Annotated in this window: 25 protein-coding genes; 24 read left to right on the top strand and 1 reads right to left on the bottom strand. The window is 37.6% G+C overall.

All coding sequences use genetic code 11. From position 1 onward, the window contains the following. Positions 1 to 4: 4 nt before the first annotated feature. From fliS to SRRS_RS19730, 23 genes are all read left to right on the top strand, one after another. On the top strand, positions 5 to 400 hold the full coding sequence (gene fliS, locus SRRS_RS19840; RefSeq protein WP_371362979.1) for a flagellar export chaperone FliS: 396 nt from the start codon (positions 5 to 7) through the stop codon (positions 398 to 400). Then, on the top strand, positions 400 to 750 hold the full coding sequence (locus SRRS_RS19835) for a hypothetical protein (protein WP_371362977.1): 351 nt from the start codon (positions 400 to 402) through the stop codon (positions 748 to 750). Before fliS ends, SRRS_RS19835 begins: the two co-directional genes overlap by 1 nt. Before the next feature lie 411 nt (positions 751 to 1161). After that, positions 1162 to 2667 carry a flagellar filament capping protein FliD gene (gene fliD, locus SRRS_RS19830; protein WP_371362975.1) on the top strand — a complete coding sequence of 502 codons (1506 nt, stop codon included), beginning with the start codon at positions 1162 to 1164 and terminating at the stop codon, positions 2665 to 2667. Positions 2668 to 2959: 292 nt separating this feature from the next. Beyond that, positions 2960 to 4135: a flagellin gene (locus tag SRRS_RS19825; RefSeq protein WP_371362974.1), complete on the top strand. Its 1176-nt coding sequence runs from the start codon at positions 2960 to 2962 to the stop codon at positions 4133 to 4135. A 279-nt stretch (positions 4136 to 4414) separates the two neighbouring features. Next, positions 4415 to 5617: a flagellin gene (locus SRRS_RS19820; protein ID WP_371362972.1), complete on the top strand. Its 1203-nt coding sequence runs from the start codon at positions 4415 to 4417 to the stop codon at positions 5615 to 5617. A 169-nt stretch (positions 5618 to 5786) separates the two neighbouring features. Then, positions 5787 to 7094, top strand: coding sequence for a flagellin (locus SRRS_RS19815; RefSeq protein WP_371362970.1), 1308 nt, complete (start codon positions 5787 to 5789; stop codon positions 7092 to 7094). A gap of 553 nt (positions 7095 to 7647) precedes the next feature. Further along, positions 7648 to 9534 (top strand): motility associated factor glycosyltransferase family protein, encoded by a 1887-nt coding sequence (locus tag SRRS_RS19810; protein ID WP_371362968.1) that lies wholly within the window; start codon positions 7648 to 7650, stop codon positions 9532 to 9534. Positions 9535 to 9545: 11 nt separating this feature from the next. Then, positions 9546 to 10106 carry a GNAT family N-acetyltransferase gene (locus SRRS_RS19805; protein ID WP_371362966.1) on the top strand — a complete coding sequence of 187 codons (561 nt, stop codon included), beginning with the start codon at positions 9546 to 9548 and terminating at the stop codon, positions 10104 to 10106. Further along, entirely contained in the window at positions 10093 to 11109 is a 1017-nt protein-coding gene (locus tag SRRS_RS19800) for a Gfo/Idh/MocA family protein (RefSeq protein ID WP_371362964.1), read from the top strand. Before SRRS_RS19805 ends, SRRS_RS19800 begins: the two co-directional genes overlap by 14 nt. Further along, positions 11102 to 12400, top strand: a complete 1299-nt coding sequence (locus tag SRRS_RS19795; RefSeq protein WP_371362963.1) for a DegT/DnrJ/EryC1/StrS family aminotransferase — start codon at positions 11102 to 11104, stop codon at positions 12398 to 12400. The genes SRRS_RS19800 and SRRS_RS19795 overlap by 8 nt, the downstream gene beginning before the upstream one ends. Beyond that, entirely contained in the window at positions 12372 to 13376 is a 1005-nt protein-coding gene (locus SRRS_RS19790; protein ID WP_371362962.1) for a hypothetical protein, read from the top strand. Before SRRS_RS19795 ends, SRRS_RS19790 begins: the two co-directional genes overlap by 29 nt. Beyond that, complete coding sequence (locus SRRS_RS19785; protein ID WP_371362961.1) at positions 13373 to 14110, top strand: cytidylyltransferase domain-containing protein; 738 nt, start codon at positions 13373 to 13375, stop codon at positions 14108 to 14110. Before SRRS_RS19790 ends, SRRS_RS19785 begins: the two co-directional genes overlap by 4 nt. A 10-nt stretch (positions 14111 to 14120) precedes the next feature. Beyond that, positions 14121 to 15131, top strand: a complete 1011-nt coding sequence (locus tag SRRS_RS19780; RefSeq protein WP_371362960.1) for a UDP-N-acetylglucosamine 4,6-dehydratase family protein — start codon at positions 14121 to 14123, stop codon at positions 15129 to 15131. A gap of 56 nt (positions 15132 to 15187) precedes the next feature. Next, positions 15188 to 15784, top strand: coding sequence for a hypothetical protein (locus SRRS_RS19775; protein WP_371362958.1), 597 nt, complete (start codon positions 15188 to 15190; stop codon positions 15782 to 15784). Between the two features lie 16 nt (positions 15785 to 15800). Continuing rightward, positions 15801 to 16541 carry a cytidylyltransferase domain-containing protein gene (locus SRRS_RS19770; RefSeq protein ID WP_371362956.1) on the top strand — a complete coding sequence of 247 codons (741 nt, stop codon included), beginning with the start codon at positions 15801 to 15803 and terminating at the stop codon, positions 16539 to 16541. 15 nt (positions 16542 to 16556) lie between these two features. Next, a complete protein-coding gene (locus SRRS_RS19765; protein ID WP_371362954.1) occupies positions 16557 to 17009 on the top strand; it encodes a GNAT family N-acetyltransferase in 453 nt (150 codons plus the stop codon). A 75-nt stretch (positions 17010 to 17084) separates the two neighbouring features. Beyond that, entirely contained in the window at positions 17085 to 17801 is a 717-nt protein-coding gene (locus SRRS_RS19760) for a WbqC family protein (RefSeq protein ID WP_371362952.1), read from the top strand. Between the two features lies 1 nt (position 17802). Continuing rightward, positions 17803 to 18432: a formyltransferase family protein gene (locus SRRS_RS19755; RefSeq protein ID WP_371362951.1), complete on the top strand. Its 630-nt coding sequence runs from the start codon at positions 17803 to 17805 to the stop codon at positions 18430 to 18432. Between the two features lie 11 nt (positions 18433 to 18443). Continuing rightward, entirely contained in the window at positions 18444 to 19457 is a 1014-nt protein-coding gene (locus SRRS_RS19750; RefSeq protein ID WP_371362949.1) for an N-acetylneuraminate synthase family protein, read from the top strand. Between the two features lie 59 nt (positions 19458 to 19516). Continuing rightward, on the top strand, positions 19517 to 20200 hold the full coding sequence (locus SRRS_RS19745; RefSeq protein WP_371362948.1) for a PIG-L deacetylase family protein: 684 nt from the start codon (positions 19517 to 19519) through the stop codon (positions 20198 to 20200). A gap of 1 nt (position 20201) precedes the next feature. Beyond that, complete coding sequence (pseG, locus tag SRRS_RS19740) at positions 20202 to 21302, top strand: UDP-2,4-diacetamido-2,4,6-trideoxy-beta-L-altropyranose hydrolase (protein WP_371362946.1); 1101 nt, start codon at positions 20202 to 20204, stop codon at positions 21300 to 21302. 18 nt (positions 21303 to 21320) lie between these two features. After that, positions 21321 to 22478 carry a UDP-4-amino-4,6-dideoxy-N-acetyl-beta-L-altrosamine transaminase gene (gene pseC / locus SRRS_RS19735; RefSeq protein WP_371362944.1) on the top strand — a complete coding sequence of 386 codons (1158 nt, stop codon included), beginning with the start codon at positions 21321 to 21323 and terminating at the stop codon, positions 22476 to 22478. Continuing rightward, a complete protein-coding gene (locus tag SRRS_RS19730; RefSeq protein WP_371362942.1) occupies positions 22479 to 23426 on the top strand; it encodes a dTDP-glucose 4,6-dehydratase in 948 nt (315 codons plus the stop codon). It begins immediately after the preceding gene. 208 nt (positions 23427 to 23634) lie between these two features. On the opposite strand, the gene SRRS_RS19725 is transcribed toward SRRS_RS19730, so the two are convergent. Further along, positions 23635 to 24687: a glycosyltransferase gene (locus SRRS_RS19725; protein ID WP_371362940.1), complete on the bottom strand. Its 1053-nt coding sequence runs from the start codon at positions 24685 to 24687 to the stop codon at positions 23635 to 23637. Positions 24688 to 24864: 177 nt separating this feature from the next. Between SRRS_RS19725 and fliB the strand changes: the two genes are divergently transcribed. Beyond that, positions 24865 to 26112 carry a flagellin lysine-N-methylase gene (gene fliB, locus SRRS_RS19720; RefSeq protein WP_371362938.1) on the top strand — a complete coding sequence of 416 codons (1248 nt, stop codon included), beginning with the start codon at positions 24865 to 24867 and terminating at the stop codon, positions 26110 to 26112. The last annotated feature ends 137 nt before the right edge of the window (positions 26113 to 26249 follow it).

Raw genomic sequence — 26249 nt, 5'->3', positions numbered from 1 at the left:
ACAGATGAACGCTGCCAATATGGCTAATGCCTATAAACATCAGCAGATTATGACTGCGTCGCCTGAAGAGTTGACTCTTATGCTGTATAATGGGGCTATCCGGTTTATCGCTGAAAGCATTCAGGCCATTGAACATAGCGACTTACAGAAAGCTCATAATTCCAATTTACGGGCTCAAGCGATTGTGCGCGAATTTATGCTTACCTTAGATATGCAATATGAAATATCCGAGGGTTATAATAAACTCTATGACTACATTGAGTATCGCTTAATTCAGGCCAATCTTAAAAAAGACATTGCTCAGTTAGAAGAAGCTAAAAACCTGCTCCAAGAACTACGAGACGGCTGGGTACAAGCCATGAAAGCAGTTAAAATCGAGCGAGCAGCGGTTGCTCGATAATGGCAGCTACAGCGCAAGCGGGGCAGGAAGCCAGTAGACTTTGGCAGGATTATGCATTTTTAACTAGAGAAATGGCCAAATTACTTGTAACCCAGGATTTAGAACTATTTTTAGAACTCATGAATCAGCGGGAAAAAATACAGGATGCTGTTTCCAATCTAACTGCGGATGATTATAAAACAACAACGGAAGGCAAGGAATTACTCGCAGCAATAAATAAGCAGAACAGTGCAATTGCCGCTGATTTACAGCGCATGTATAATAAAAGTAAGAATCGTAACCAGATTGCGAAAGCTTACGAGAGCCTCGGGATGGGATATTCCGGTGCGAGAATGGATAGTCAAAGCTAATTTAATATATATCTAAATTAAATCGGGCATATTGCCCGGTTTTTCTTTCTGTAGATACGAATTAAGGGTTGCCGGCGGTAGCCCTTTTTATGTTTATAAGTATGAAACAATTGAAATGTAACAAATATAATACGACTCAATTATTTTTGGTAAACCTTACACAAAAAAAATAAATATTAGCAATAAATGACAAAATAAATAAAAAATCGACATTTAATATTAAGTTATTTCGACAAAATTCGATAATATTATTGAACAAGTCAGTGGCTACTTATTGCACGATCGTAAAGGAAAAAAAGATTCTCCGAAGTGGGGTTCTTCCTCGCTGATTCTTGAAACATTGCGGCAATAAGAAGTTATATCGGATTGTTGTTAAAACAAAAAAGGCTTGCGATTTGAGGAGGGAATGAAATGTCAGTAAGAACTTACGGCCTTAGCGGGTCGGGGATGGACATTGATCAAATGGTCAAAAGTATGATGAAATCTCCACAGATGCGTTATGATAGTCTGATTCAGAAGAAGACCCAGCTGGAGTGGAAAAAGGCAGACTATAATACTATGTATACGGCTGTTAGCGATTTTCAGAAGACAGTATTCAATTATAAAATGAGCAGTATGGTGTCTCCCAAAGTAGTATCTTCCAATGATGAGAAGATCGTTCAAGCAACTGCTAATGCAGATGCGGTTAATATTACTCATTCTCTTACAGTTAATAAACTGGCAAAAGGTGTATCTTTGATAAGCGCTGGTGCGAATGCCAATCCGCCGGCTGGAAGCGATACGATTACTACCGGGGCCGCCAAAGATACTCTTGCCGATCAATTTACTGCTTTAAACGGTACGTTCACAATAAAAATTGCCAATGGCGGGTCATCAAAAGAGATAACCGTTGACACCAGTAAAAGTATATATCAGTTAGTTAGTGACATTAATAGTGCAGGAATTAATGTGAAAGCAAATTATGATACGACGTTGGATCGATTTTTTCTGTCAACAACAAATACCGGCGCTAAGACGACCCTGGACTTCACGGGTAGTGATGCTGCGGGTATGAGTTTTTTACAAAACAACCTCAAACTTTGTGTTGATCCAGCCCAAAATCAGGGGCAAGATGCTGATATTACCTTGGATAATGTACAGATAAAACAGTCTAATAATAATTTTACCATCTCCGGCATTACCTATAATCTTACGAGTGAAGGCGAAGCAAATGTGTCAGTTGCGCCTGATAATGACAAAATATTTACGAACGTAAAGGCGTTTGTTGATACCTACAACAATATGTTAGACAAGCTTAATTCTAAACTCAAAGAAGCAAAATATAGTGACTATTTGCCGCTAACTGACGATCAGAAGAAAGAAATGAGTGACTCGCAAATTACAGCTTGGGAAGCAAAGGCCAAAAGTGGTTTACTGCACAATGATTCTGTCTTGCGGGACATTGTTGATAAGATGCGCAGTGCGGTTAGCAGTCCTGTTTCGGGTTTGTCCGGTAAGTATACCAGCTTTGCGGCAATTGGTATAACTACAGGTGACTACTCTGAGAATGGTAAACTTCATATTGACGAAAACAAACTAAAAGACGCAATTAAAGATGATCCCGATGTTATTAATAATTTATTTGATACAAATGGCAGTACCAGTAGCAAACAAGGTATTGTTGTCCGTTTAAGTGATTCACTTAAGAACGGTATGGGGGAAATTGCCAGGGAAGCCGGTTATTCAGCCGATATTACAGATGATACCAAGAGTGCGTTGGCTAATGAAATCAGGGATTATAATAATCAGGTAAGCACACTGGGTAAACGACTCACTGAGATGGAAGATAATTACTACAATAGATTTAATGCCATGGAAGAAGCTCTAAATAAGATAAATCAACAAAGCAACTGGTTGACCTCGCAATTAAAAGGATAGTATTACTAAGCCTGTGGGATAAAATAGTTTACTGAATGAATGTTATTTTGGGATCCATATTTTAGTTAACAATGTCATAAATTGATAAATATCGACAAAAAATATAAAAAATACTATTTTTTTTACAAAACCACTTAAGTTATTTCGACAAAATTCGATAATATTATTGAACAAGTCAGTAATTAATTATCGTATCGGCCGAACGAAAAGGGTTACTGAATTAAAATTGCCGGGCAAGGATGTCCGGTGAAAAAAATCATGGAGGAGAAAACATATGATTATTAATCACAACATGTCTGCATTGAACACTCTACGCCAAATGGACACCAACCAAAAGGCAACTACCAGTTCATTAGAAAAACTGTCTTCCGGTCTTCGCATCAACAAAGCCGGTGATGATGCTGCTGGGTTGGCCATTTCCGAAAAAATGCGTGGTCAGATCCGTGGCTTGGATCAAGCTTCCCGTAACGCTCAAGACTCGATCTCCATGATCCAAACAGCTGAAGGCGGTCTGAACGAAACCCACAGTATTCTCCAACGGATGCGCGAACTTGCTGTTCAAGCTTCAACAGATACTAACACTACTACTGACAGAAACGCGCTGCAAGATGAAATGAAGCAGTTGACCAATGAGATTGACCGGATTGCCAACACTACTGAGTTCAATACTAAGAAACTATTGAATGGTGATCTAAAAGGCACTAATAACCAAATTAATGGATCAGGCGCTCTCGAATCTACTTTTGGTAATGGTTCAGTTAAACTGAGCAATATAGGTAATATCTCCATTAATGGAAAAACTGATGTTATTCATATCAATATTATTAGCTCAGCTAAAGTTTCTACAAGTGGTATTTCTGCAGCTACAATCTCAACCTCCACAGTTCTCGGTAACATTACTAAAATTTCCATAGCTGCTGGTAAAATTACTATTAGTACTACTACTATTACCGGTGGTGCAACTTCGTTAACTATCAATCTGACTCAAGACAAGAACATTCGTGCTGGAGATACCATCACAATTTCTATGCAAAAAGGTGCTCTTGCTGACAATGGCAATAAAGCAGCTGTTGCTCAGATTGGTGCCAACGCAGGCCAAGTTCTGAAAATCGGTATTAACGCTATGGATTCTACTTCTATTGGCGTTCGGGATACCAAAGGTAATGCATTAGACCTTACCACTCAGAAAAATGCTGATGGTGCAATTTACCTTGTAAATAATGCGATTGAAAAAGTATCTACCGAGCGTTCTAAATTAGGTGCTCTTCAAAACAGATTAGAACACACTATTAACAACCTCGGAACCTCTTCTGAAAACGTTACTGCAGCTGAGTCTCGTATTCGCGACGTAGACATGGCTAAAGAAATGACTAATTTCCAGAAAAACAACATTCTTAACCAAGCTGCTCAAGCTATGCTGGCACAAGCTAACCAACAACCGCAAGGCGTTCTCCAATTACTCCGGTAATTCGACTGGTAAAAGATTAAGAATGGCTGACCTTAATTGGTCGGCCATTTTTGTTTGTCAGGAGTTTCGCTATAGTAAATGTAAGGTATAGCTACTAAAAAAAATATTAGAAAAATATTAGAAAATTGGTATTGGATGCTTAAGATATTATGAATAATTTACGATAATAAAGATGAAACTCAGTAATCACCGTCGCCGCGGCCGGGTGATGATGGCACTGGAAATAAAAAAATGCCGGGCAAGGATGCCAGGTATGAAATTCAAGGAGGAGAAATTACAATGATTATTAATCACAATATGTCGGCTTTAAACACCCTTCGCCAAATGGGTAACAATCAAAAGGCAACTACTGGTTCACTGGAGAAACTTTCTTCCGGTCTTCGCATCAATAGAGCCGGTGATGATGCCGCAGGTTTAGCTATCTCTGAAAAGATGCGCGGTCAGATCCGTGGTTTGGATCAAGCCTCTCGTAACGCGCAAGACTCTATCTCCATGATTCAAACAGCAGAAGGTGGTTTGAACGAAACCCACAGCATCCTCCAACGGATGCGCGAACTTGCTGTTCAAGCTTCCACAGATACCAACACTACTACAGATAGAAACGCTCTTCAAGATGAAATGAAGCAGCTTACCCAAGAGATTGACCGTATTGCTAACACTACTGAGTTTAATACCAAGAAACTTTTAAATGGCGATCTGAAAGGCACTAACGATAGAATCAACGGTTCGGGAGCCATTGAATCTACTTTTGGTAACGGGTCGGTTAAACTAGGCAATATTATTAGTGTTGGTGTTAATGGACAAACTGATGTTATTCACATCAATATTATTAGCTCAGCTAAAGTTTCCACAAGTGGTATTTCAGCAGCTAACATTTCAAAATCCACTGTACTTGGCAACATTAATGTTGGTAAAATTTCCATAGCTGGTGGTAAAATTACCATTAGTACCACTGCTTTTAGCAGCGGTGCTGCAACTTCGTTAGTAATAAACCTGACTAATGATAAATCCATTCGTGCCGGAGATACCATCACTATTTCGCTGCAAAAAGGTGCTCTTGCCAACAACGGTAATAAAGAAGCTGTTGCACAAATTGGTGCTAACTCGGGCCAAGTTCTGAAAATTGGTATTAACGCTATGGATTCCAGTTCTCTTGGCGTTCGTGATACCAAGGGTAATGCATTAGATCTTACTACTCAGAAAAATGCTGATGGCGCTATTTACTTTGTAAATAACGCACTTGAAAAAGTATCTACCGAGCGTTCCAAACTGGGTGCTCTTCAAAACAGATTAGAGCATACCATTAACAACCTCGGAACTTCTTCGGAAAATCTGACTGCAGCTGAGTCCCGTATTCGCGACGTAGACATGGCTAAAGAAATGACTACCTTCCAGAAGAACAATATCCTCAACCAAGCTGCACAAGCTATGTTGGCACAAGCTAACCAACAACCGCAAGGTGTTCTCCAATTACTCCGGTAATTCAATTGGTTCAAGATTAATAAATGGCTGACCTTAAATGGTCGGCCATTTTTATTTGTCACAGGTTCGTTACAATAAATGTAATGTATAGCAACTAAAAATGTTGGAAAAATATTAGAAATTTGGTAGTTACTGCTTAAGGTATTGTGAATATTTTACGATAATAAAAATGAAATTCAGTAGCCATCTTTGCCGCGGCCGGGTGATGATGGCGCTGAAAATAAAATTGCCGGGCAAGGATGCCAGGTATGAAAATCAAGGAGGAAAAAACACTATGATTATTAACCACAATATGTCTGCTTTAAACACCCTTCGCCAAATGGGTAACAATCAAAAGGCAACTACCAGTTCGCTAGAGAAACTGTCTTCGGGTCTTCGCATCAACCGCGCTGGTGATGATGCCGCTGGCTTAGCAATCTCTGAAAAAATGCGCGGTCAGATCCGTGGTTTGGATCAAGCTTCCCGTAATGCTCAAGATTCCATTTCCATGATTCAAACAGCTGAAGGTGGTTTAAACGAAACTCACAGCATCCTCCAGCGGATGCGCGAATTGGCTGTTCAAGCTTCCACAGATACCAACACTACTACAGACAGAAACGCTCTTCAAGACGAAATGAAGCAGCTTACCCAAGAGATTGATCGTATTGCCAACACTACTGAGTTTAACACCAAAAAGCTGTTAAACGGTGATTTAAAAGGTACGAACGATAAGATCAACGGTTCAGGAGCTGTTGAATCTACTTTTGGTAATGGATCAGTTAAAGTAAAAACAAGTATGGCAAAATTTTCGCAAATTGGCGCAACTGATGTAATTCATATCAATGTTGTTAGCTCAGCTGCTATTACAAGCGGCTTGAACAAAGCTGTAATTTCAACATCTACAGTTCTGGGGAATATTGGCCCTGCTAAAGTTGCAATAAGTGGTTCTAAAATAATTATTAGTACAACCTTTATTTCCGGCACAGGTAATCTAGTACTTACCTTCAACATCACCAATGCTACTAGTATGCGTGCCGGGGATACTATTACTATCTCACTACAAAAAGGTGCTCTTGCAAGCAACGGTAATAAAGAAGCAGTTGCTCAAATTGGCGCTAATTCAGGCCAAGTGCTGAAAATTGGTATTAATGCTATGGATTCTACTGCCCTCGGTGTTCGAGATACCAAAGGGAATGCATTAGATCTTACTACCCAGAAAAATGCTGATGGCGCTATTTACTTTGTAAATAACGCACTTGAAAAAGTATCTACCGAGCGTTCCAAACTGGGTGCTCTTCAAAACAGATTAGAGCATACCATTAACAACCTCGGAACTTCTTCTGAAAATCTGACAGCAGCTGAGTCTCGTATTCGTGACGTAGACATGGCTAAAGAAATGACTACCTTCCAGAAGAATAACATCCTCAACCAGGCTGCTCAAGCTATGTTGGCACAAGCTAATCAACAGCCGCAAGGCGTTCTCCAATTACTTCGGTAATTAATTGTTTTGTAAATAATAATAAATGGCTGACCGTTACTGGTCAGCCATTTTAATTATATTTAATTAAATACCTCAAAAGCATAAATGTTGGAGAAATGTTAAGAAAGTTATTATTTTCTACTTAAGGTATTATTATTGTTTTACGATATTATAAATGAAAAATAAGTGGTCATTAACGCAGAACGAATGTAATCTAGTGCTGTCGTTAACAGTACCCAATGCTATCAGCATTCGTGTTGGAGATACCACACTATTTCTCAGCAAAAAGGTGTCTTGCCAACACAACCAGGCTCTCAAGCTATGTTGGTACAAGCTAACCAATAGCCGCAAGGCGTTTTCCAATTACTCGGGTGATTGATGCAAATTATTGACAAGATGGCTGATCTTAACCGGTCAGCCATTTTATACTATGTAGTAAAAATTGTATAAATTTTCTTGTGAGTATTTCTGATTTCAAAAAGATTTGCTTGTTATTCCGTCTTAGTAGGACGAAAATTTTTTGATATGAGAAATGCTTGAAAAGAATTTTCACTATAAAAAGGAGTAATTTATGATAAAAAATATATTACAAAAGAATCTTGAAACAATTGCGGAAACTACCCCGTTCCTATTAAATGAACTACTTCAACTTGATTTTTCGCAAATGGATAGCGGTGTAGTTGAGGAAATTGCTAGCAATGGCAGTCGGGATATTTATTTCTGTCATGGCAATAACAAATTTTTGCTGCATAGTAGCTACGACCCAATTGCAGAAGCACAGCGCATTGCCTGTGGTGTAAATAAAACCAAAGACTACTTATTCGTTGTATTTGGTCTGGGACTGGGATTTCATTTATTCGAACTGAAGAAACAAATATCAACAGCTACCAAAGTTGTTATTGTTGAGCATAATTTAGATGTTTTAAAATATGTGCTTACTCATTTTGATTTATCGGAAATTTTTAAGAGTGGTCAGTTTATTTTACTTTTTGGTGATGAGCAGCAAATTGGGAAAATGTCCTTATACCTGGCAGCATTGAATTTTTACAATTTAGCTCATAACATTCAGGTGTTGACATTGCCAAACTATTACGTTTATGCCAACGAAAATAAGAATGCTTTGCAGCATATTTCGAAGACTATGCTTAATACCGTTATTTCTTTTGGAAATTCTTTAGACGACCAGTTCGTAGGTTTTGCAAATATGTGTTATAACACTGATGCTATTATGCGAAGCAATTCCATTGATGAGCTAAAAGGCAAATATAAAGATGTTCCGGCTATCATAGTAGCTGCGGGGCCATCTTTGGACAAAAACATCCAGTATTTGAAAGAGGCTAATGACAAAGCACTGATTATTGCCTGTGATGCCAGTATGAGGGCATGCGAAAAGCATGACGTTCAGCCTGATGCCATCGCAAGTATTGAACGAGATGAACCTACCTATACATTTTATTATAAGGACAGAAAGTTTCCTAAAGACTTGGTACTGCTTGCGCCTGGTTCAATATGGCCTAAAATTTATGATGAATATGAAGGTAAAACAGTCATTATGGCGCGCAATGATAAAGGCTTTGAAAAAATATGGACATCAACCTTCGAACAGTTTGAGTATGTTAGTCTTGGTCATTCTTGTGCGACAGTAGCCTTTGCGGCAGCCAGAGAGGCTGGTTGTAATCCAATTATTCTTATCGGACAGGATCTGGCTTATACAAGTGGTAAAAAGCATAGCAATCTGACACATACAGAATTTGAAGGCGAAAACGACGACAGGGATTCCACAGGCGTATATTTGGAAGACCATGAAGGTAATCTGCTGAAATCACATCTTGTTTATAAAATATTTAAAGAATGGTACGAAATGCAGATTGTAGGTAACCGCAATTTACAGGTTATTAATGCAACTGAAGGCGGAGCTTATATTAAAGGCACAACGCGCATGACGTTGCAAGAGGCTATTGACCGATACTGTCAAAAACCTATTGGTAAACGGCTTGTCGAGTACTTGTCGGTAAAAGATAAAAGTGAAACTAGATTGGAAAAATATGATAAATTGATTAAAAATTTTACCAATGATTTGAAATTATTAAAGAGAATTCAAAAATCGGCAACAGAACATATGGAAATGCTGATTGACGTGGAGAGAACTCTTATTGACGGGTGCAGCGATCGCCAATTGGAAAAGGTTGTACTGAAAATGCAGCGCGGTGATAAGATTATCCGAAGTATTGTTAATGCGGATTCAATTGAATCTTATTTCGCCCCCATTATTGTTCCGACAATTATGCAGGTCAAAAAAATTGGTAATGAATTAACTTTGGAAAATGTACAACGCAATCGGTTATTGCAGCATAATTTAATGTTTATGATTGTCAATAGTATGGACTTGATTATAAAGGAATATAGCAAAGGTAAAACAATTTTAGAGGAAAAGAGACAACTGATAATCCCTGAATAGGAGGGTTCCGAGTGCATCATCCATTTTTAGCAACCAATAGAATCTACTTACGGAGACTAGAACAGAAAGATATTGACGGAAGTTATTTCCAATGGCTTAATGACCAAAATATTACGCGGTGGATGCGGCATGGCATATTTCCCAATAGCTATGAAGCCATGAAGGGTTTTTATGATAGCCAAGCTATAAGTAGAACTGATGTTGTTTTTGCAATTGTGTTGCAAGATAAAGACAGGCATATTGGCAATATTGGTCTGCATGCTATTAACTATGTCTTTCGCTCTGCGGAGATTGGAATTATCATTGGAGAGACTGACTGCTGGGGGAAAGGATATGCTGCTGAAGCAATTTCCTTACTAGCTAGCCATTGTTTTAACCGTCTAAATTTGAATCGTCTGTCGGCAGGTGCAGTTGATAAAAACATTGGGTCGGTACGTGCTTTTGAAAAGGCTGGTTTCTGTAGAGAAGGAATTTCACGCCAAGCTTACTTTTGTGAAGGGGACTATCATGACTGTGTTAATTTAAGTTTATTACGCAGTGAATGGTTAAAGAAAGATCATGAGCAATTATAAGGCAGCTGTTATCGGCTTAGGTAAGATCGGTCTGACCTATGACCTGGATCCTAAGCGGGAGCGTCCCTCTTCACATGTTTTAGCATATGAGTTCAATCCAGCTATTAAACTTGTTGCTGCAACCGATAAAATAAAGGAGCAGGAGCTGACACTTCACAAACTAGCACCTGAAGTTAAGTTTTACCAGAGTGTGTCAGAGCTCTTGCAAAATAATGAAATAGATGTTATTAGTATTTGCACTCCGCCCAGTCATCATTTGTCTGCAATCCAACAAGTATTACAGAATTCAGCAGCTAAAATTATCTTTTGTGAAAAGCCTTTGGTTGGCTCACTTGAGGAAGTAACTAAATTAAAACAGTTACTCCAGGATACGGGGTGCCATCTCATTCCAAATCTGTCGCGCCGTTGGAATAGTGGAATGAAACGTGTTAAAGATACTATATCTTCTGGACAATACGGTGAATTACAGAAGATACACGTAAGATATACCAGGGGTATTTTCAATACAGGTGCGCATTTGTTTGATTTATTGCATTGGTGGGTCGGTAAAATTGACAGGGTTCGGATTCTTAATAGAATTGAGACATCGGCTGATAGCGACAATGATCCCTCTTTCTCGTTTATCTTCAAAATCGGTGATGCAGTAACCGGTTTTGCTGAGGCATTTAATGACAGCCAATATTATTTAGTCGAAATTGATTTATATTTTTCCAAAGGGAAGATTTCCTTCCGAAATAGTGGTGATGATGTTTTATATTATCGTGTTGGGGAGCATCATTTATTTTCAGGGTTTAAAAGCTTGCTGTTAGACAGACACGAAAATAAGTTGTTAGCAGAGTCAAATTTAGCAAATGCTGTTGACAATATTGTGAAAGTATTAGAAGGTACTGAATCGCCGATGTGCACAATGGATGATAGTATATATCCTCTATATGTTGCACAATCATTATTACAATCATATAACAATGATTCTTCTGAAGAAAGGGTTGGTCGGTATGAGTAAATTGACTTTATTAGGAGGAACTCCGGTTAGAAATGCGGCAATACCCTGGACTAACACAATGGGGGAAGAAGAAAAGGCTGCTGTTGTTAAAGTTATGGAATCGGGAACTCTTTCAGCCTTTTTAGCGAAGGCCGGAGCTGCTTTTCTTGGCGGCCCCAAAGTAAAAGAAATTGAAAAAGATTTTTCAGATAGATTTGGGGCTAAATACGGAATTGCGGTTAACTCGGCAACTACGGCACTACATACAGCGGTTGCGGCCTGTGAAATTGGTCCTGGTGATGAAGTCCTGGTAACACCTTATACCATGTGTGCTACTGCATCTGCTATTTTAATGAATAATGCTGTACCTGTCTTTGTCGATATTTGCTCCGACACATACAATTTGAATCCTGCAGAAATTGAAAAATGGTTATCTCCTCGGACAAAAGCAATTATAGTAACCAATTTGTTTGGTTTGCCGGGAAATTTACCTGAGATTTTAAGAATTGCCAGAAAACATGGTTTATATGTAATTGAAGATAACGCTCAAGGGCCTGGTGCTACAATCGAGGGAAAACAGGCGGGCACATTCGGTGACTTAGGAATCTTCAGTCTTAACTATCATAAGGTCATTCATAGTGGCGAAGGCGGGATTATCCTAACTGATAATCCCAAATTGGCTTATCGCTGCCAGTTAGTTCGAAACCATGGCGAATTGGCAGTAGATGATCTTAATGATGATGAATCAGTAGTTTTGGGTTCTAACTATCGCATGACCGAGCTGCATGCAGTTATCGGCATTGAACAACTAAAAAAATTAGATGGCTTTTTGTCAATTCGTCGTGCACTAGCGGACAAGCTGACTGCTGCCTTAAAAAGCTATAATGGCTTACAGGGTGTTGTTGTACCTACAGGGTATGAGCATTCATATTATGTCTATCCTATTCAATTTGATAAAGCAATATGGGGAATTACACGCGCTACTTTTGCTGCCGCGATGAAAGCGGAAGGATTCCCGTTAGGTGAAGGTTATGTCAAACCAATTTATTTAATGAAACTATATCAGCATAAAAAGGTATATAACCAGACACAGTATCCTTTTTCGTTAATCGATAAACCGAGTCAATCTTACAAAAAAGGGATTTGCCCAGTAGTAGAAAATATGTATGAAGATAAACTTTTGATAGCTGATGTGTGCAGAGTACCTTATTGTGAGCAGGATATTGATGATTTTATGACAGCTGTTGATAAGGTTTGGCAATCGCGTCAAGGGCTTTATGAATATGAAAAAAATAATCTTACTAGCTCATGATCCTGGTGGCTATGATGTGGTTTTTCCAGTTGCGCAAAAATTGCAACGAGATGGTAATGCAGTAGATTTTTATACTATAGGTCCTGCTGCAAAGCTAAATCCAATGTACAGTGTTGCAAAAGCCGAACTGCTGCGATTAATCAGAAATCTTTTGAGCAACGGCGAAATATGTGGGCTTGTAACTGGAACGAGCGGGGGGAGCAGCCTGGAGTTACAAGCTATCGCTGCTTGCAGACAAGCCGGAATACCAACGGTCGCGATTATCGATTATTGGTCGAATTACCGAAGCCGGTTTGTCTGTCCCACGGGAGAGGTTATTTATCCTGATTATTGTATTGTGATGGATGGTTTGGCTAAAGATGAAGCTATTCGAGACGGTATACCCAAAACGATTATTTCGGTTTTGGGACATCCAGGATTAGATAAATATACTGCTTGTCAAACAATGATGCGTTGTTGTAGTAATGAATGGAATAAAGTATTATTTCTTTCCCAACCCTTATCGGCCTTCTATGGTGAGAATTTAGGTTATACGGAGCAGCAGGCGTTGTCCGACTGTATCAAGGTTGTTACTAAAAGAAATAATTGTAGTTTACACATAAAATTCCACCCTAAGGATGCAGAGTGTTTTCAACAGCGCTATGCGAAAATAGCAGTATCGGGGAATTTAATTGATATTTTGTCTGATTACGATTTGGTTATTGGTATGTCTACTATGGGTTTACTACACGCAGTACTAATGGGAATCCCAGCAATAAGCTACCAGCCGAATCTTCGGCAACAGGATTTATGTATTACCAATAAACTAGGATTAACTAAGTTGTCAACTTCGCCACAAGAGTTAGAAATGCTGATGAATTCAAGGTTTGACGTTCAAGTTACTACTAATAGTAGTGTTTTGTCACAAAAATTTATCTGGCTTGACGGGCACTCGACCGAACGGGTAGCCGGATTTATCATGGAGGTATTCAAGTGAGGATTAATGCGATAGTAGCGACTCGGATGACGTCTTCCCGGCTGCCGGGCAAGGTGCTAATGGATTTGGCCGGAAAGCCTGCCTTGGTTCGCCTGATTGAAAGACTGAGAAGATCAAAATATTTGAACGATATTGTTATTGCTACAACTACCAATCCGACGGATGATGTTGTAATGGAAACCGCTAAATCACAGGGAGCTAAGTTTTACCGGGGCAGCGAAGAGGATGTACTGTTACGGACCGTAGAGGCAGCGGAAGCTACCGGGACTGATTTTATTGTCCAAATTACCAGTGATTGCCCGCTTATTGATAATGAAACAATTGACAGGGTTATTGAGCAAATGCTGGAGCATCCTTATCTTGACTATGCTGCAAATCAGCTTGTCCGAACTTATCCATTAGGTTGTAGTGTCGAAATTTTCCGAACTGCGGCCTTGCGGCAGGTTGAAGAGACTATTTCCGATCCGGCTGTACGGGAACACGTTTCTTTATATTTTTATGAGCACCCTGAATTATATAATCTGTCAAATAGCGAAGCTCCACAATTTTTACGCCATCCGGAATATCGCCTAACTCTTGATACTGAAGATGATTATCAATTAATAAAAAGTATATATGAGGCTCTGTATTCTATTAAACCGGCATTTGATTTATATGATATTACTCGCTACTTGGAACGGAATCCCCAGCTAGCAGCTATGAATCGGCATATTGTTCAGAAGAAAGCTAGATAGGTGGTACAATTTGAACTTTTTCACAGGAAAAAAGATACTAATTATTGGCGGTACAGGGACAATCGGTCAGAGTTTACTAAAATATATACTAAGAGAAAATCCCGAGGTTGTCAGGGTATTTAGCCGCGATGAACATAAACAATTTGAATTGCGAGAGCAAATGAACCAATATTGCAATGTTCGCTATTTAATTGGTGATGTCCGGGATTGTGACCGCGTCGAACGGGCTATGCAGGATATTGATTATGTTTTCCATGTGGCGGCCATGAAACATGTTCCAGCTTGCGAGTACAATCCGTATGAAGCGGTGAAAACTAATATCATTGGTACACAGAATATTATTAAGGCATCACTCAATACTGGGGTAAAGAAAGTCATTTTTACAAGTACGGATAAAGCGATTGCCCCTACGAATACTTATGGGGCATCGAAACTTATGGCTGAGCGCTTGATTGCTTCAGCGCAGTATAATAGTGGTAACCATGAAACAATTTTTGCTGCTGTTCGGTTTGGCAATGTCATGGGGTCCCGCGGCTCGGTAATCCCATTGTTTAAATCCCAGATTGCCGATAAGCGAAAAATAACGGTTACTGATCTTACGATGAGTCGGTTTATGATGACTTTGCAACAAGCTACAGACTTGACCATAAAAGCGATGAAAAAGGCGCAAGGCGGAGAGGTATTTGTTTTAAAAATGCCTGTAATATGCCTGAAAGATTTAGTTGAGGTTATCATTAGCGAAACAACTAAGAAGCTAAATATTAGTACAGACGATATTGAGATAAAGGAAATTGGCTTGCGGCCCGGCGAAAAGATGTATGAAGAACTGATGACAATTGAAGAGGCCAAAGATGCTTATGAATTGCCTGATATGTTTATCATTCCCAATACCTTTTTGCAAAGAGAGTTCTCGTACCCGGGGGTTAAAAAAGCTATTCAGAAAAGTTATAGTTCTAATGATGAAGCACCTGTAAGCCGCCAAGAACTATTAGCTATGTTAAAAGAAAACGGACTTATTTAGCCGCGAATAAGGGGCGGTATTTTAACCGCCCTATTTTATTTAAATGGGGTATTGTTATGGAAATTAGAATTCTAGATAAGGTTTATAAATGTGAAAACCAAATTGTTGCTGCTGAAAGTGTGTTCAGCCAAATTAATGAATTGTTAGCAAATGCAAATGTTAACATTAGCAGTATAGAAATAGATGATATCGAACTATATTGCGACTATAACCAATATTTACTAGAACATATTGAAGACATCAAAACAATTGTTGTAAATGTAAGAACATTAAAGGAATTAATGGATGATACACTTATTTCAATCCAGGAATATTTAATCCGGGCTATTCCTGAAATAGATAACATGGTAAATGAATTTTATCAGGAAGTAACTCAAAATACTTGGGATAAATTTGGTCAGCTGCTGGAAGGATTGCAGTATATCACCAATACTTTGACTACTATTAGCGACAATAACGAATGGTATTATAACGCTTCCCAATTTGAGATTGTAAGAAAAAATATTTTAAAGCAAATAATCTTGCTGCAAGAGGCTATGGAACTTCAGGATCGTGTAAAGTTAAGCGATGTTCTTCTTTATGAAATTATTCCTTCGTTTAAGGCATTGGATAAAGAAATTTCTTTAAATACAGAATACGGAAAAGTACAATAAATGAAGGTGGATGCTAGTGAAGACAGTAGCTGTTATTCAAGCCAGAATGGGTTCGACCAGATTGCCGGGAAAGATACTGAAGGACTTATTGGGGCAAACTGTTTTACAGCACGTAATTGAGCGTGTTCAGCAGGTTAATAATATCGATGAAGTCGTTATTGCAACTACTACACTTAGCCATGATGACGCTGTCATGGAAGAAACAGTTAAATGTGGTGTTAAATGTTTCAGAGGCAGTGAAGATGATGTTTTGGCCCGATATTATTTTGCGGCTAAGGACAATAAGGCTGATGTAGTGGTAAGGATTACGTCTGACTGTCCTTTAATTGATCCGTTAGTAACCAATGAAATTGTTGGCTTCTTTAAGGATAAAAAAGATTATGATATTGTGACTAACGCCGCAAGCGATTTAAGTAAACGTACTTATCCACGCGGCTTGGATACAGAAGTGTTTTCATTTGAGGTATTAGAAAAAGCCTTCAAACAAGCAGATAAGAAATATCAGCGCGAACATGTAACTCCATATATTTATGAAACTAGTCCGCTAATATATTACTATACAAATGAAACTGACTATTCCAAGCACAGGTGGACTTTGGATACTGAAGAGGATTTTGATCTTATAAAAAAGATATACCAGTATCTATACAAGGGCAAACATGACTTTTATTTAGAGGATATTATAAAGTTATTCGAGAGGTATCCTGCCTTAATAAAAATTAATGCTCATATTGAACAGAAAAAAATAACTTTTTAAGGGAAAAAATGTGCTATGATTCTAAAAGAAGCTACGGTAGAAAATATCGATTTACTCTTTATATGGGTAAATGATAAGAGTGTTAGAGAAAGTGCATTTAACTCTAAAGTTATAGCATATCAAGAACATAAAGACTGGTTTTATAAGAAGCTGAATTCTTCGAATTGTAAAATCTATATTGGTTACGTAAATGATTACCCGATTGGGCAAGTAAGGATTGATATTGAAGAAGATATTGCGATTATTGATTATAGTGTTGACAGACGTTACCGGGGAAAAGGGTACGGAGTTTTATTATTAGAAGCACTCGCAAATAAAGTAAAAAATTTCGACCGGAAAATCGATAAATTGATAGGTAATGTAAAATATAGTAATCTTTCATCTCAACGAACATTTGATAAAGCCGGATATAATAGGCAAAATCAAAAAGAAAGCATATTTTTTTACAAAAAAATAGAAACCGCCTAAAAATTCGACTCTATCCTCTGTTTTACTATGTTAGAAATTAGTTTGATACATATCAAATTAAGGTAGGAGATTTGCTTGAAAAGTATCGCTATATCACAACCAAGGTATTTACCAGCTTTAAACTACTTGCAGAGAATAGCTATAACAGATGTTTTTGTTTTATTAGACAATGTACAAAGACAATCACGGGGAATTGAAAATCGTAACAAAATTTTGACGAGCGGAAAACCACAATGGTTAACTATACCTATAGCTAGTTCCAGTAGAGAGAAGATTCAGAATACAGTTGTAAGTAACGATGGTTGGATTGAGCATCACAAAAAATCTTTGCACTTTACATATTGTAAACATCCTTATTATAACCGAGAATTAATTGAAGCATATTATAAAGATTTGAATTCACTTAACTATGTTGACATGATTGAAACTATGTTAACGAACTTATGTGAAATTTTTGGAATTAAAATCAATTTTGTTCGAACAAGCAGTTTAAGCATTAATCAAGATATAACCGGCGTTGAGAATCTGTACGTTATATCAAAAGACCTAAAAGCAGATTTATACTTATCGGGCAGTAACGGACGAGATTACGGTGTGAAAGAGTGTTTTGAAGGTAATCAACCTAAAATAAAAGTATTATTTCATGATTTTGACTATCCAGTTTATGCGCAATTTGGTAATAGTGCTCAAAATTTTCAACCTTGGCTTTGTTTTTTTGACCCTCTATTTAATCTTGGCACAGATAAGATTAAGGAATTGATTTTTAATAAACCATTGCTGCGGGAGCGCTGAAATGAAAGTAAATTTTATTGGTAATTTTGACGAAGCATTTTATTATTTGGTTAATAATGAATATGAAATTAATTATTATTTTTTTCAATCCGGAAGAGCATCAAAAATGATTCTTCTATTTTGTAAAACTATGGGAATACCTACTGTTGAAATTAAAAATGCGGAAGATTTCCAGCGGAATGAAATAAATAAGTTATTCAATGAACGTGTTATTAATATAATTGCTAGCTTTGGTATTATTATTCCCAATGAACTCACACGGCAATATGTATTTATTAATGTTCATCCTGGTATATTGCCTGATTATAGGGGAAGACATCCGCTTCCACAAGCCATTGTCAATCAGGAAAAATATGCTGGTATTACTGTACATATAATAAGTCCAAATGGAATCGATACAGGTAAAATTCTAGGATTAGAAAAAGTAGAAATAGATTATTCGGAGAACTATAAATACAATGAATTAAAGTTACGGGGATTAATTCAAAGTGTACTGCATAAAGCAATTCATAATTATTTAAACCAGAAGTACTTAGGCGAGTCAAGTGATGGGAGTTACTATAAGCCCCTTACCGGTGACAGACTTAACCTAATATTTTCTGTTAGCCGATTAATTGATTTAAGAGATTAGGAGAGATCTAGATGTTTAATAAGACATTTGTGATAGCTGAAATAGGATCAAACCACAATCGAGACAAAGCTATATTAAAAGAACTAATCGATGTTGCGGCTAATGCCAAAGTGGATGCTGTAAAATTTCAAACTTTTTTTTATGGTGATATTGCTTCTGACATAGTATCGGCAACTGCTTATGGAGAAGCCGATTATACAAATAAAAAGAAAACGTGGAATAATGTTCTTGAAAACTTAGCTTTGCCTTTGGAATGGTATGATTATGCGTTTGAATATGCAAGAAGTAAGGGGATTATTCCGTTCTCAACTCCAGAGAGTTTGGAAGCAGTTGATTTCTTAGAGAGTCTTAACGTAGATTTATACAAAGTTGCTTCCATGGACTTAAATTATACAGATTTATTAGTCAAAGTGGCAAAAACGAATAAACCGGTTGTATTTTCTACTGGCATGGGAAAAATATCAGAGGTTGCTACAGCCTATGAATGTTTGAAAAATTCCGGGTGTAAAGAAATTGGAATATTGCATTGTTTATCTCAATATCCACCAAAGTATAATGAAATTAATCTGCAAATGCTTAAACGGTACCAAGACTTGTTTACTAATGCAACTGTTGGATTTTCAGATCATTCGTTAGGAATTTATACATCTATCGCTGCAGTCGCAATTGGTGCAAAAATAATTGAAAAGCATATCACGCTCGATAGAAGCATGCCGGGTCCCGACCACTGTTTTGCCATGGAACCAATCGAATTAGAGGATTTAGTTAAAGGAATACGGGCTGTTGAACAAGCTCTTCAAGATAATGAAAGAAATGATTTTGCAAGCAGAAAACACTATAGACGCAGTCTGGTTTATGTAGGTGATCTAAAAAAAGGAGACATTCTTAAAAAAGAAGATATTGAATTCAAAAGGCCTGGAGATGGAATGGGACTAGAATTCACTGATGTATTAATAGGACTGAAACTGACTAAGGACGTTTATAAGGGTGAGTTAATAAACTCGAATGATTTTAAAGAAGACTAACTATTTATTAAACACTTGCTGAGTCTTTATAAATTATGTCGGGAGGAGTTTAAGTTTACATGAAAACAATTCTCCTAGTAGCTGCTCATCCTGATGATGAGATTCTTGGAGTAGCAGGAACATTAAAAAAGTATATTAATAATGGCAATAAAGCTTATTGTTTGATTTTGGGTGAGGGAATTACATCCCGAAACGAACAAAGAGAAAATTCATCAAAAGAATTATTAGATGAATTGCACGCACAAACTTTGCAAGCAGCAAGCATAATCGGCTTCGAAAAAGTTTATTTTGCTAATTTTCCGGATAATAGATTTGACTCAATGGATTTACTTGATATTATTAAGAAAGTCTCAGAATATGTCCAAGAGATTAGACCAGACATTATTTTTACACATCATTACGGTGATTTGAACATCGATCACCGTAAAACTTTTGAGGCAGTAATTACGGCTTGCCGACCGGTTGGAGAGTATTGTGTTAAAGAAATTTATTGTTTTGAGACTCCCTCATCTACAGAGTGGAATTTCCAATATGGTGACAAAGCTTTTAAACCGAATGTATTTGTTGACATAGAAGATACTTTACAGGCAAAGCTGAATGCTATGGCGTGTTATAAAAGTGAATTAGGCCAGTATCCACATCCTAGGTCATTAAAGGCTTTGCAAATTTTTGCGGCAAAATGGGGTACTGTAGTGGGAAGAAATTACGCCGAGGCTTTTGAGTTAATAAGAAAGGTTATCTAATATGCTAAATATTGCTGTTCGAGCCGACGGCGGAAAAAATGTTGGTATGGGGCATGTTATGCGTTGCTTATCTTTAGCTAACGCGTTTAGGCGGAATGGTCACAAAGTTTGTTTCTTTACTAAACTAAACGAGGGAATAGAAGCAGTCAAGAGTGAGAATTTCGACGTTGTTCGTCTTCCTTCTGTAGCGCATAATGCAGAAGGTTTTTTTTACGGTGATCCTTCCGAACTAGGGACAGAGATTCAAAGAATTACTAAATTACTAATTACCCACCATATAAATATTTTAGTTGTTGATACTTACAATGTTAGTAACGAGTATTTTTTATCGCTCAAGCCGTATGTTGAAAAACTAGTATATATAGATGATATTAATACAGCAACTTATGCCGTTGATATTATTGTAAACGGTAATATTACCGGTCAATACCTGGAATACCAGGTTTATAACGAACAGCAGGTACTGCTATTAGGTCCTGCTTATAATATGATTCGAGATGAGTTCCGAGGTTTGCCCAAGAGAATGATTAGCAGGCAAGTTTTCGAAATTATGATAACTACGGGTGGAAATGATCTCTATAATCTAACAGAAAGACTGCTTGTGAGTTTATTGAATGACACAAGATTTAATGATTTGCGGTTTAATGTTTTAGTGGGTGGCGGTTTTACTAACAAAGAGTATTTAATTAAATTAAGCCAAAGGTACGATAACATTGTTCTTTATGCAAATTCAGAGGTAAATAAATTACCCCAGATATTATATTCTGAAGTGTCTGCTATAATGTTGAGGTCCGATCTAGCGATATCAGCGGGAGGCAGTACTTTATACGAATTTGCTGCCTGCGGTACGCCGACTATAGCCTTCATATTGGCGGAAAATCAGGAATTTATTGTACGTAAGATGGAACAATTAGGGTATATACAGAGTTTCGGATGGTATAATGAGATTGACGACACAAAAATAAGTAGCAAATTGGTGAACTTGATGTGTGATTATGAAAAACGCAAAGAAATGAGTCAAAAGGGACAAAGCTTGGTTGATGGCAAAGGCACAGAGCGAATTGCCCAAAGGATTATTGATAGTTTTGGAAGAATTTTATAAAGAGAGGATGATCTGGTTGTGAGAGAAAGCTATTTACCTTACGGCAAACAATGGATTGATAACGATGACATCAAGGCTGTAGTGGATGTGCTGAAATCCGATTACCTAACGACCGGACCTAATATTGCTGAGTTTGAAAAGGCTTTTGCCCAATATGTCGACGCGAAGTTTGCTGTTGCAATATGTAATGGCACCGCAGCTTTGCATGCGGCATGTTATGCAGCAGGAATCCAGGCAGATGACGAGGTTATCACTACACCGATTACTTTCGCCGCTTCTGCCAATGCAGTACTTTACTGTGGGGGTACTCCGGTATTTGCTGATATTAATGCTGCTACATATAATATTGACCCAAGTGAAATTCGTAAAAAAATTACGAGTAAGACTAAAGCTATTATTCCGGTGCATTTTACTGGACAGCCTTGTGATATGGACGGGATAGGACGAATAGCAAAGGAGTACAATCTAATAGTAATCGAAGATGCTGCCCATGCTGTAGGCGCCGACTATAAAGGCAAGAAAATTGGTAGCATTTCCGGTATGACAACCTTCAGCTTTCATCCAGTAAAGCATATTACCACGGGTGAAGGCGGTATGATTACTACTAATAGCGAAGAGTTATACCAAAAGCTATTGTTGTTTAGAAGCCACGGGATTACCCGCGATAAAGCTAAAATGCATAGTAATCAAGGTTCATGGTATTATGAACAGCTTGATTTGGGATATAACTACAGGCTGACCGACATCCAGGCGGTATTGGGGCATAGTCAGCTCAATAAAGTGGACAAGTTTTTAAAAAGACGTCGTGAGATAGTGGCAATGTATACGGAAGCATTCAAAGATAACAATTTATTGACAGTGCCATATCAACAAGCCGGCTGCAATTCAAGCTGGCATCTGTATGTAATTAAATTAAATCTGGAACGGCTAAGCTGTGGCCGGAAAGAGGTCTTTGAAGCATTGCAGCGAGAAAACATTGGTGTAAATGTGCATTATATTCCGGTATACAAGCATCCTTATTACCAGCAAAACGGTTATCGGGATGTGAAATGTATTCACAGTGAGAATCTTTATGAGAGGATTATCAGCTTGCCCATTTTCCCCAAGATGACAAATCAGGATGTACAAGATGTAATAAATAGTGTAAAGACCATTCTGGAAAGGAATGAAAAATAGTTGAAGATATTAGTTACAGGTGGAGCGGGCTTTATTGGCCGTTGGATAGTAAAAAGACTATTAGATGATGGTCATGATGTATGGGCGATGGATGATTTGTCCAATGGCCGCCGGGAAAATATCGAAGAATTTAAAGGGCATCCCGGATTGAAAGATTTTATCGAGGGTGACATTAAAAATGTAGAATTGCTTAATAAGCTCTTCCTCAATGGTTTTGATATCTGCTATCATTTAGCCGCAAGTATTAACGTTCAAGATAGTATTGATGACCCGCGTACTACTTTTGAAAATGATGTAACCGGAACATTTAATGTTTTAGAGCAATGTAAAAAATATAATACTAAAATTGTATTTATGAGTACTTGCATGGTATATGATCGTGCCAACGATGAAACCGGAATCACCGAAATCCATCCCGTAAAACCGGCTTCGCCGTATGCTGGCAGCAAAATAGCCGGCGAAAATATGGTTCTGTCATATTGGTATGCCTATGGCATGCCGGCGGTTGTTGTTCGTCCCTTCAATACTTACGGGCCGTTTCAAAAGACCGGCGGTGAAGGCGGCGTAATTGCTATCTTTATCAAAAATGCCCTTGCCAGTGCTGATTTGGGTATTTACGGCAGTGGTGAACAAACCAGGGATTTTCTATATGTAGAAGATTGTGCATCTTTTGTGGTACAATGCGGATACAATGATGCCGTTAACGGCGAAATTGTCAATGCCGGACTGGGACAGGATGTGACAATTAATGAGTTGGCCAAGCTCATTGCCAAGGATAACATTAAAATTAAGCATTTGCCGCATATCCATCCCCAAAGTGAGATTATGAAATTGCTTTGCAATTCAACTAAGGCTAATAAACTGCTGGGGTGGCAGCCAAAGTATGATTTAGAGACAGGTATTGCTAAGACTACAGACTGGATCAAAAATAACGCTAATCTCATATAATTATCCACATACCTGCCTCAAGGTAAATAGGTTATGGCTGGATTGCCAGTTGTAGTTGGGACGTTAAATACTTGAGGTGGGTGTGCCAAGTCCTTCAGAACGCAGGCAAAAGTCTGGTCGTTCTTATTTACTATCAGCAAGGGATATACTGTTGATAATGTAAAAAGCGGCGTTACTTTAGTAATGCCGCTTTTTCTTAAACCATAGGTTATTTTAATATTGCCAGTCTGCTTTTGGCCGGTTGGTATGTACCACACTGTTCATAATAGGCTCTTGCTTCTTTGCTGTAGCCCAGGATTTCATAAATAACAGCAATATTATAGTTTGCTAAATATGAATTAACACCTTGCATTTTTCCTTCTTTCATGCCAATGCAATTGTGGAAACTCTCCACTGCTTTGCTGAAGAGTGCATTATTCATATATATAAGTCCCAATAGAAAATTAAAATCTGGAGAGTTTTGGTAGTATACGCTATATTGCTCAATTTGGAGGGCTTGTTGATATTTTTCCGTGTTTATTAATGTATAGCCATAGCTCTCAATCAGATCCTGAACATATTCATAAGCGAAATTTAAAGGAAGTGATAGTGAAATTTGAAAACTGCCATGAGCTTGTTGGTATTCTTTCGCCATATAGTAGGATTTTCCCAACTGATAATGTAAATACGGATCATTGGAATTGGTGGTAATTGCTTGTTGAAGCATAGTGATATTACGGTTTAATTTGGATTTTTTGTTAACAACTTCTTTGTCATAGCCAACATGGTCGACAGTTATTCCAACCGGAATGGTTTTATAGGATTTGTCGCTGTCTTTTTGCACGATTTGTTCATGAATTATACCTTCGTAATGGAACCATCGTTTATTAAACAGACGGCTTATTCTTTCTGTGTTTTGGGTTGGCCCCCATTTATCTTCAATGCTATTAATTCTTTTTATTCTGCCTACAGTTAATTCCTCAACTTTCTCAAGCGATTTCAGGATATTTACATCAAATTCCGTTACTATTTCATCCGCATCCAGCACCAGAATCCAGTCATTCGAAGCCTTGGATATCGAAAAATTTCTTGCTTGCGAAAAATCATTGCACCATTCAAAGTCGTAAATGCGATCAGTAAACTGCTGGGCGATTTCTTTTGTTTTATCGGTGGAACCTGTATCAACAATAACGATCTCACTAACGTGAGAAAAAATCTTTTCTAGACATTTTGATAGTAATTCCTCTTCATTTTTTACTATCATACATAAGCTTAGCTTCATCCTAATCCTCCTGATTTTTTCTACATTTTCTTGTTCGATGCTAATCTACAGAAACCTTTATTATATTACCTAACAAGAAAAGAAAAAAATTAACGGACTTAGTAAGAAGGTTTATCCCGTGAATGTTTCCGGTAAAATATTAATTCTTTTTTAAATAACAAGGAGGGATTTATTCTTATGTCCAATAAAACTCGTAAAATTCTCCAACCAGAATATATGGAAAATTTCCACTGTATTGGAACTGACTGTGAAGAGACATGTTGTGCCGCCTGGCGGATTGTAATTGATAAAGATACCTATCAAAAGTATCGTCAATGTCCCGATAAGGATTTACGCAACAAATTGAAAGATGGCGTAACTCGGATTCGTACAGATGCTAGCGATATCAATTATGCCAAAATTAGGTTGAATCCTGATGATGGTATGTGTCCGCTGCTTGATTCTGATAAACTTTGTTCTCTCCAACGCAAATTGGGTGAAGAATATTTGTCTGTAACCTGTAGTTCCTATCCACGGTTAACAAACATAGTTAACGGTGTAGCAGAGAAGGTTTTAACCGTATCCTGTCCAGAGGCTGCCCGAGTTGTCTTGCTCAATCCTGATCTCATGGAGTTTGAGGAGAATTATGAAGATATGGGAATTCGAAATACACAACTTATTGTTTTTGAGCCTGAGAAAAGCAAAATTGTTCATCCTTTTTTGCGCTATTTTTGGGAAGTGCGTATTTTTATTATTTCCCTACTACAAAACCGTACCTATAAACTATGGCAGCGAATGGTTATTCTTGGTCTGTTTTGCCGGAGTCTTGACCAGCATATTAGCGAAAACAACAGTCAGGCTATACCAAATCTAATTACTACTTATCTCAATTATTTGGATTCAGGCGAATTTTTAAAAGAACTAAATGCTATTCCAAACGAATATACAATTCAAATGAAACTGATGAAGGAAATAGCAGACTACCGATTAGTTAAAACTGGCGTAACAGAACGATACCTTAAATGCTTTGCTGAATGCCTAGAGGGTATTCAATATACCGATGAAAATACGGTAGAAGAAATAGGTCAATACTATGCCGAAGCATATGTAAAGTATTATCAACCGTTTATGGAAGATCATGAATATATTTTAGAAAATTATCTTGTTAACGATGTTTTTACTAACTTGTTTCCATTTGTTGGGGCAAAGCATATTTTTGATAATTATGTAATGCTTGTTGTTAAATACTCTATGATTAAGATGTTGTTGATTGGTATGGCTGGTTTACATAAAGAAAAGTTTAATACAGAACATGTAATTATACTTATCCAATCGTTTACTAAAATGGTTGCTCATGATGTAGCTTTTTTAATAACTATATTTCAACTATTAGAGTCATCTAATTTTAATACCATGCCCTATATGGCAATTTTAGCAAAAAATTAATTGTAAAATCACACCAGCTATTATAGCCGTTTAAAAATATCTGCTTGCTTTTTTCAGACTGCATATCTATAATCTAAGATAAGAACCAATTTGCTTAGGTCTGTGGTTGAAAGTCGATGCCAGTCGCAGGCGAAACG

Origin of the sequence: Sporomusa rhizae (assembly GCF_041428845.1) — a bacterium.
In the GTDB taxonomy this organism is placed as follows: domain Bacteria; phylum Bacillota; class Negativicutes; order Sporomusales; family Sporomusaceae; genus Sporomusa; species Sporomusa rhizae.
This window is presented reverse-complemented; position numbering and strand designations above follow the sequence as displayed.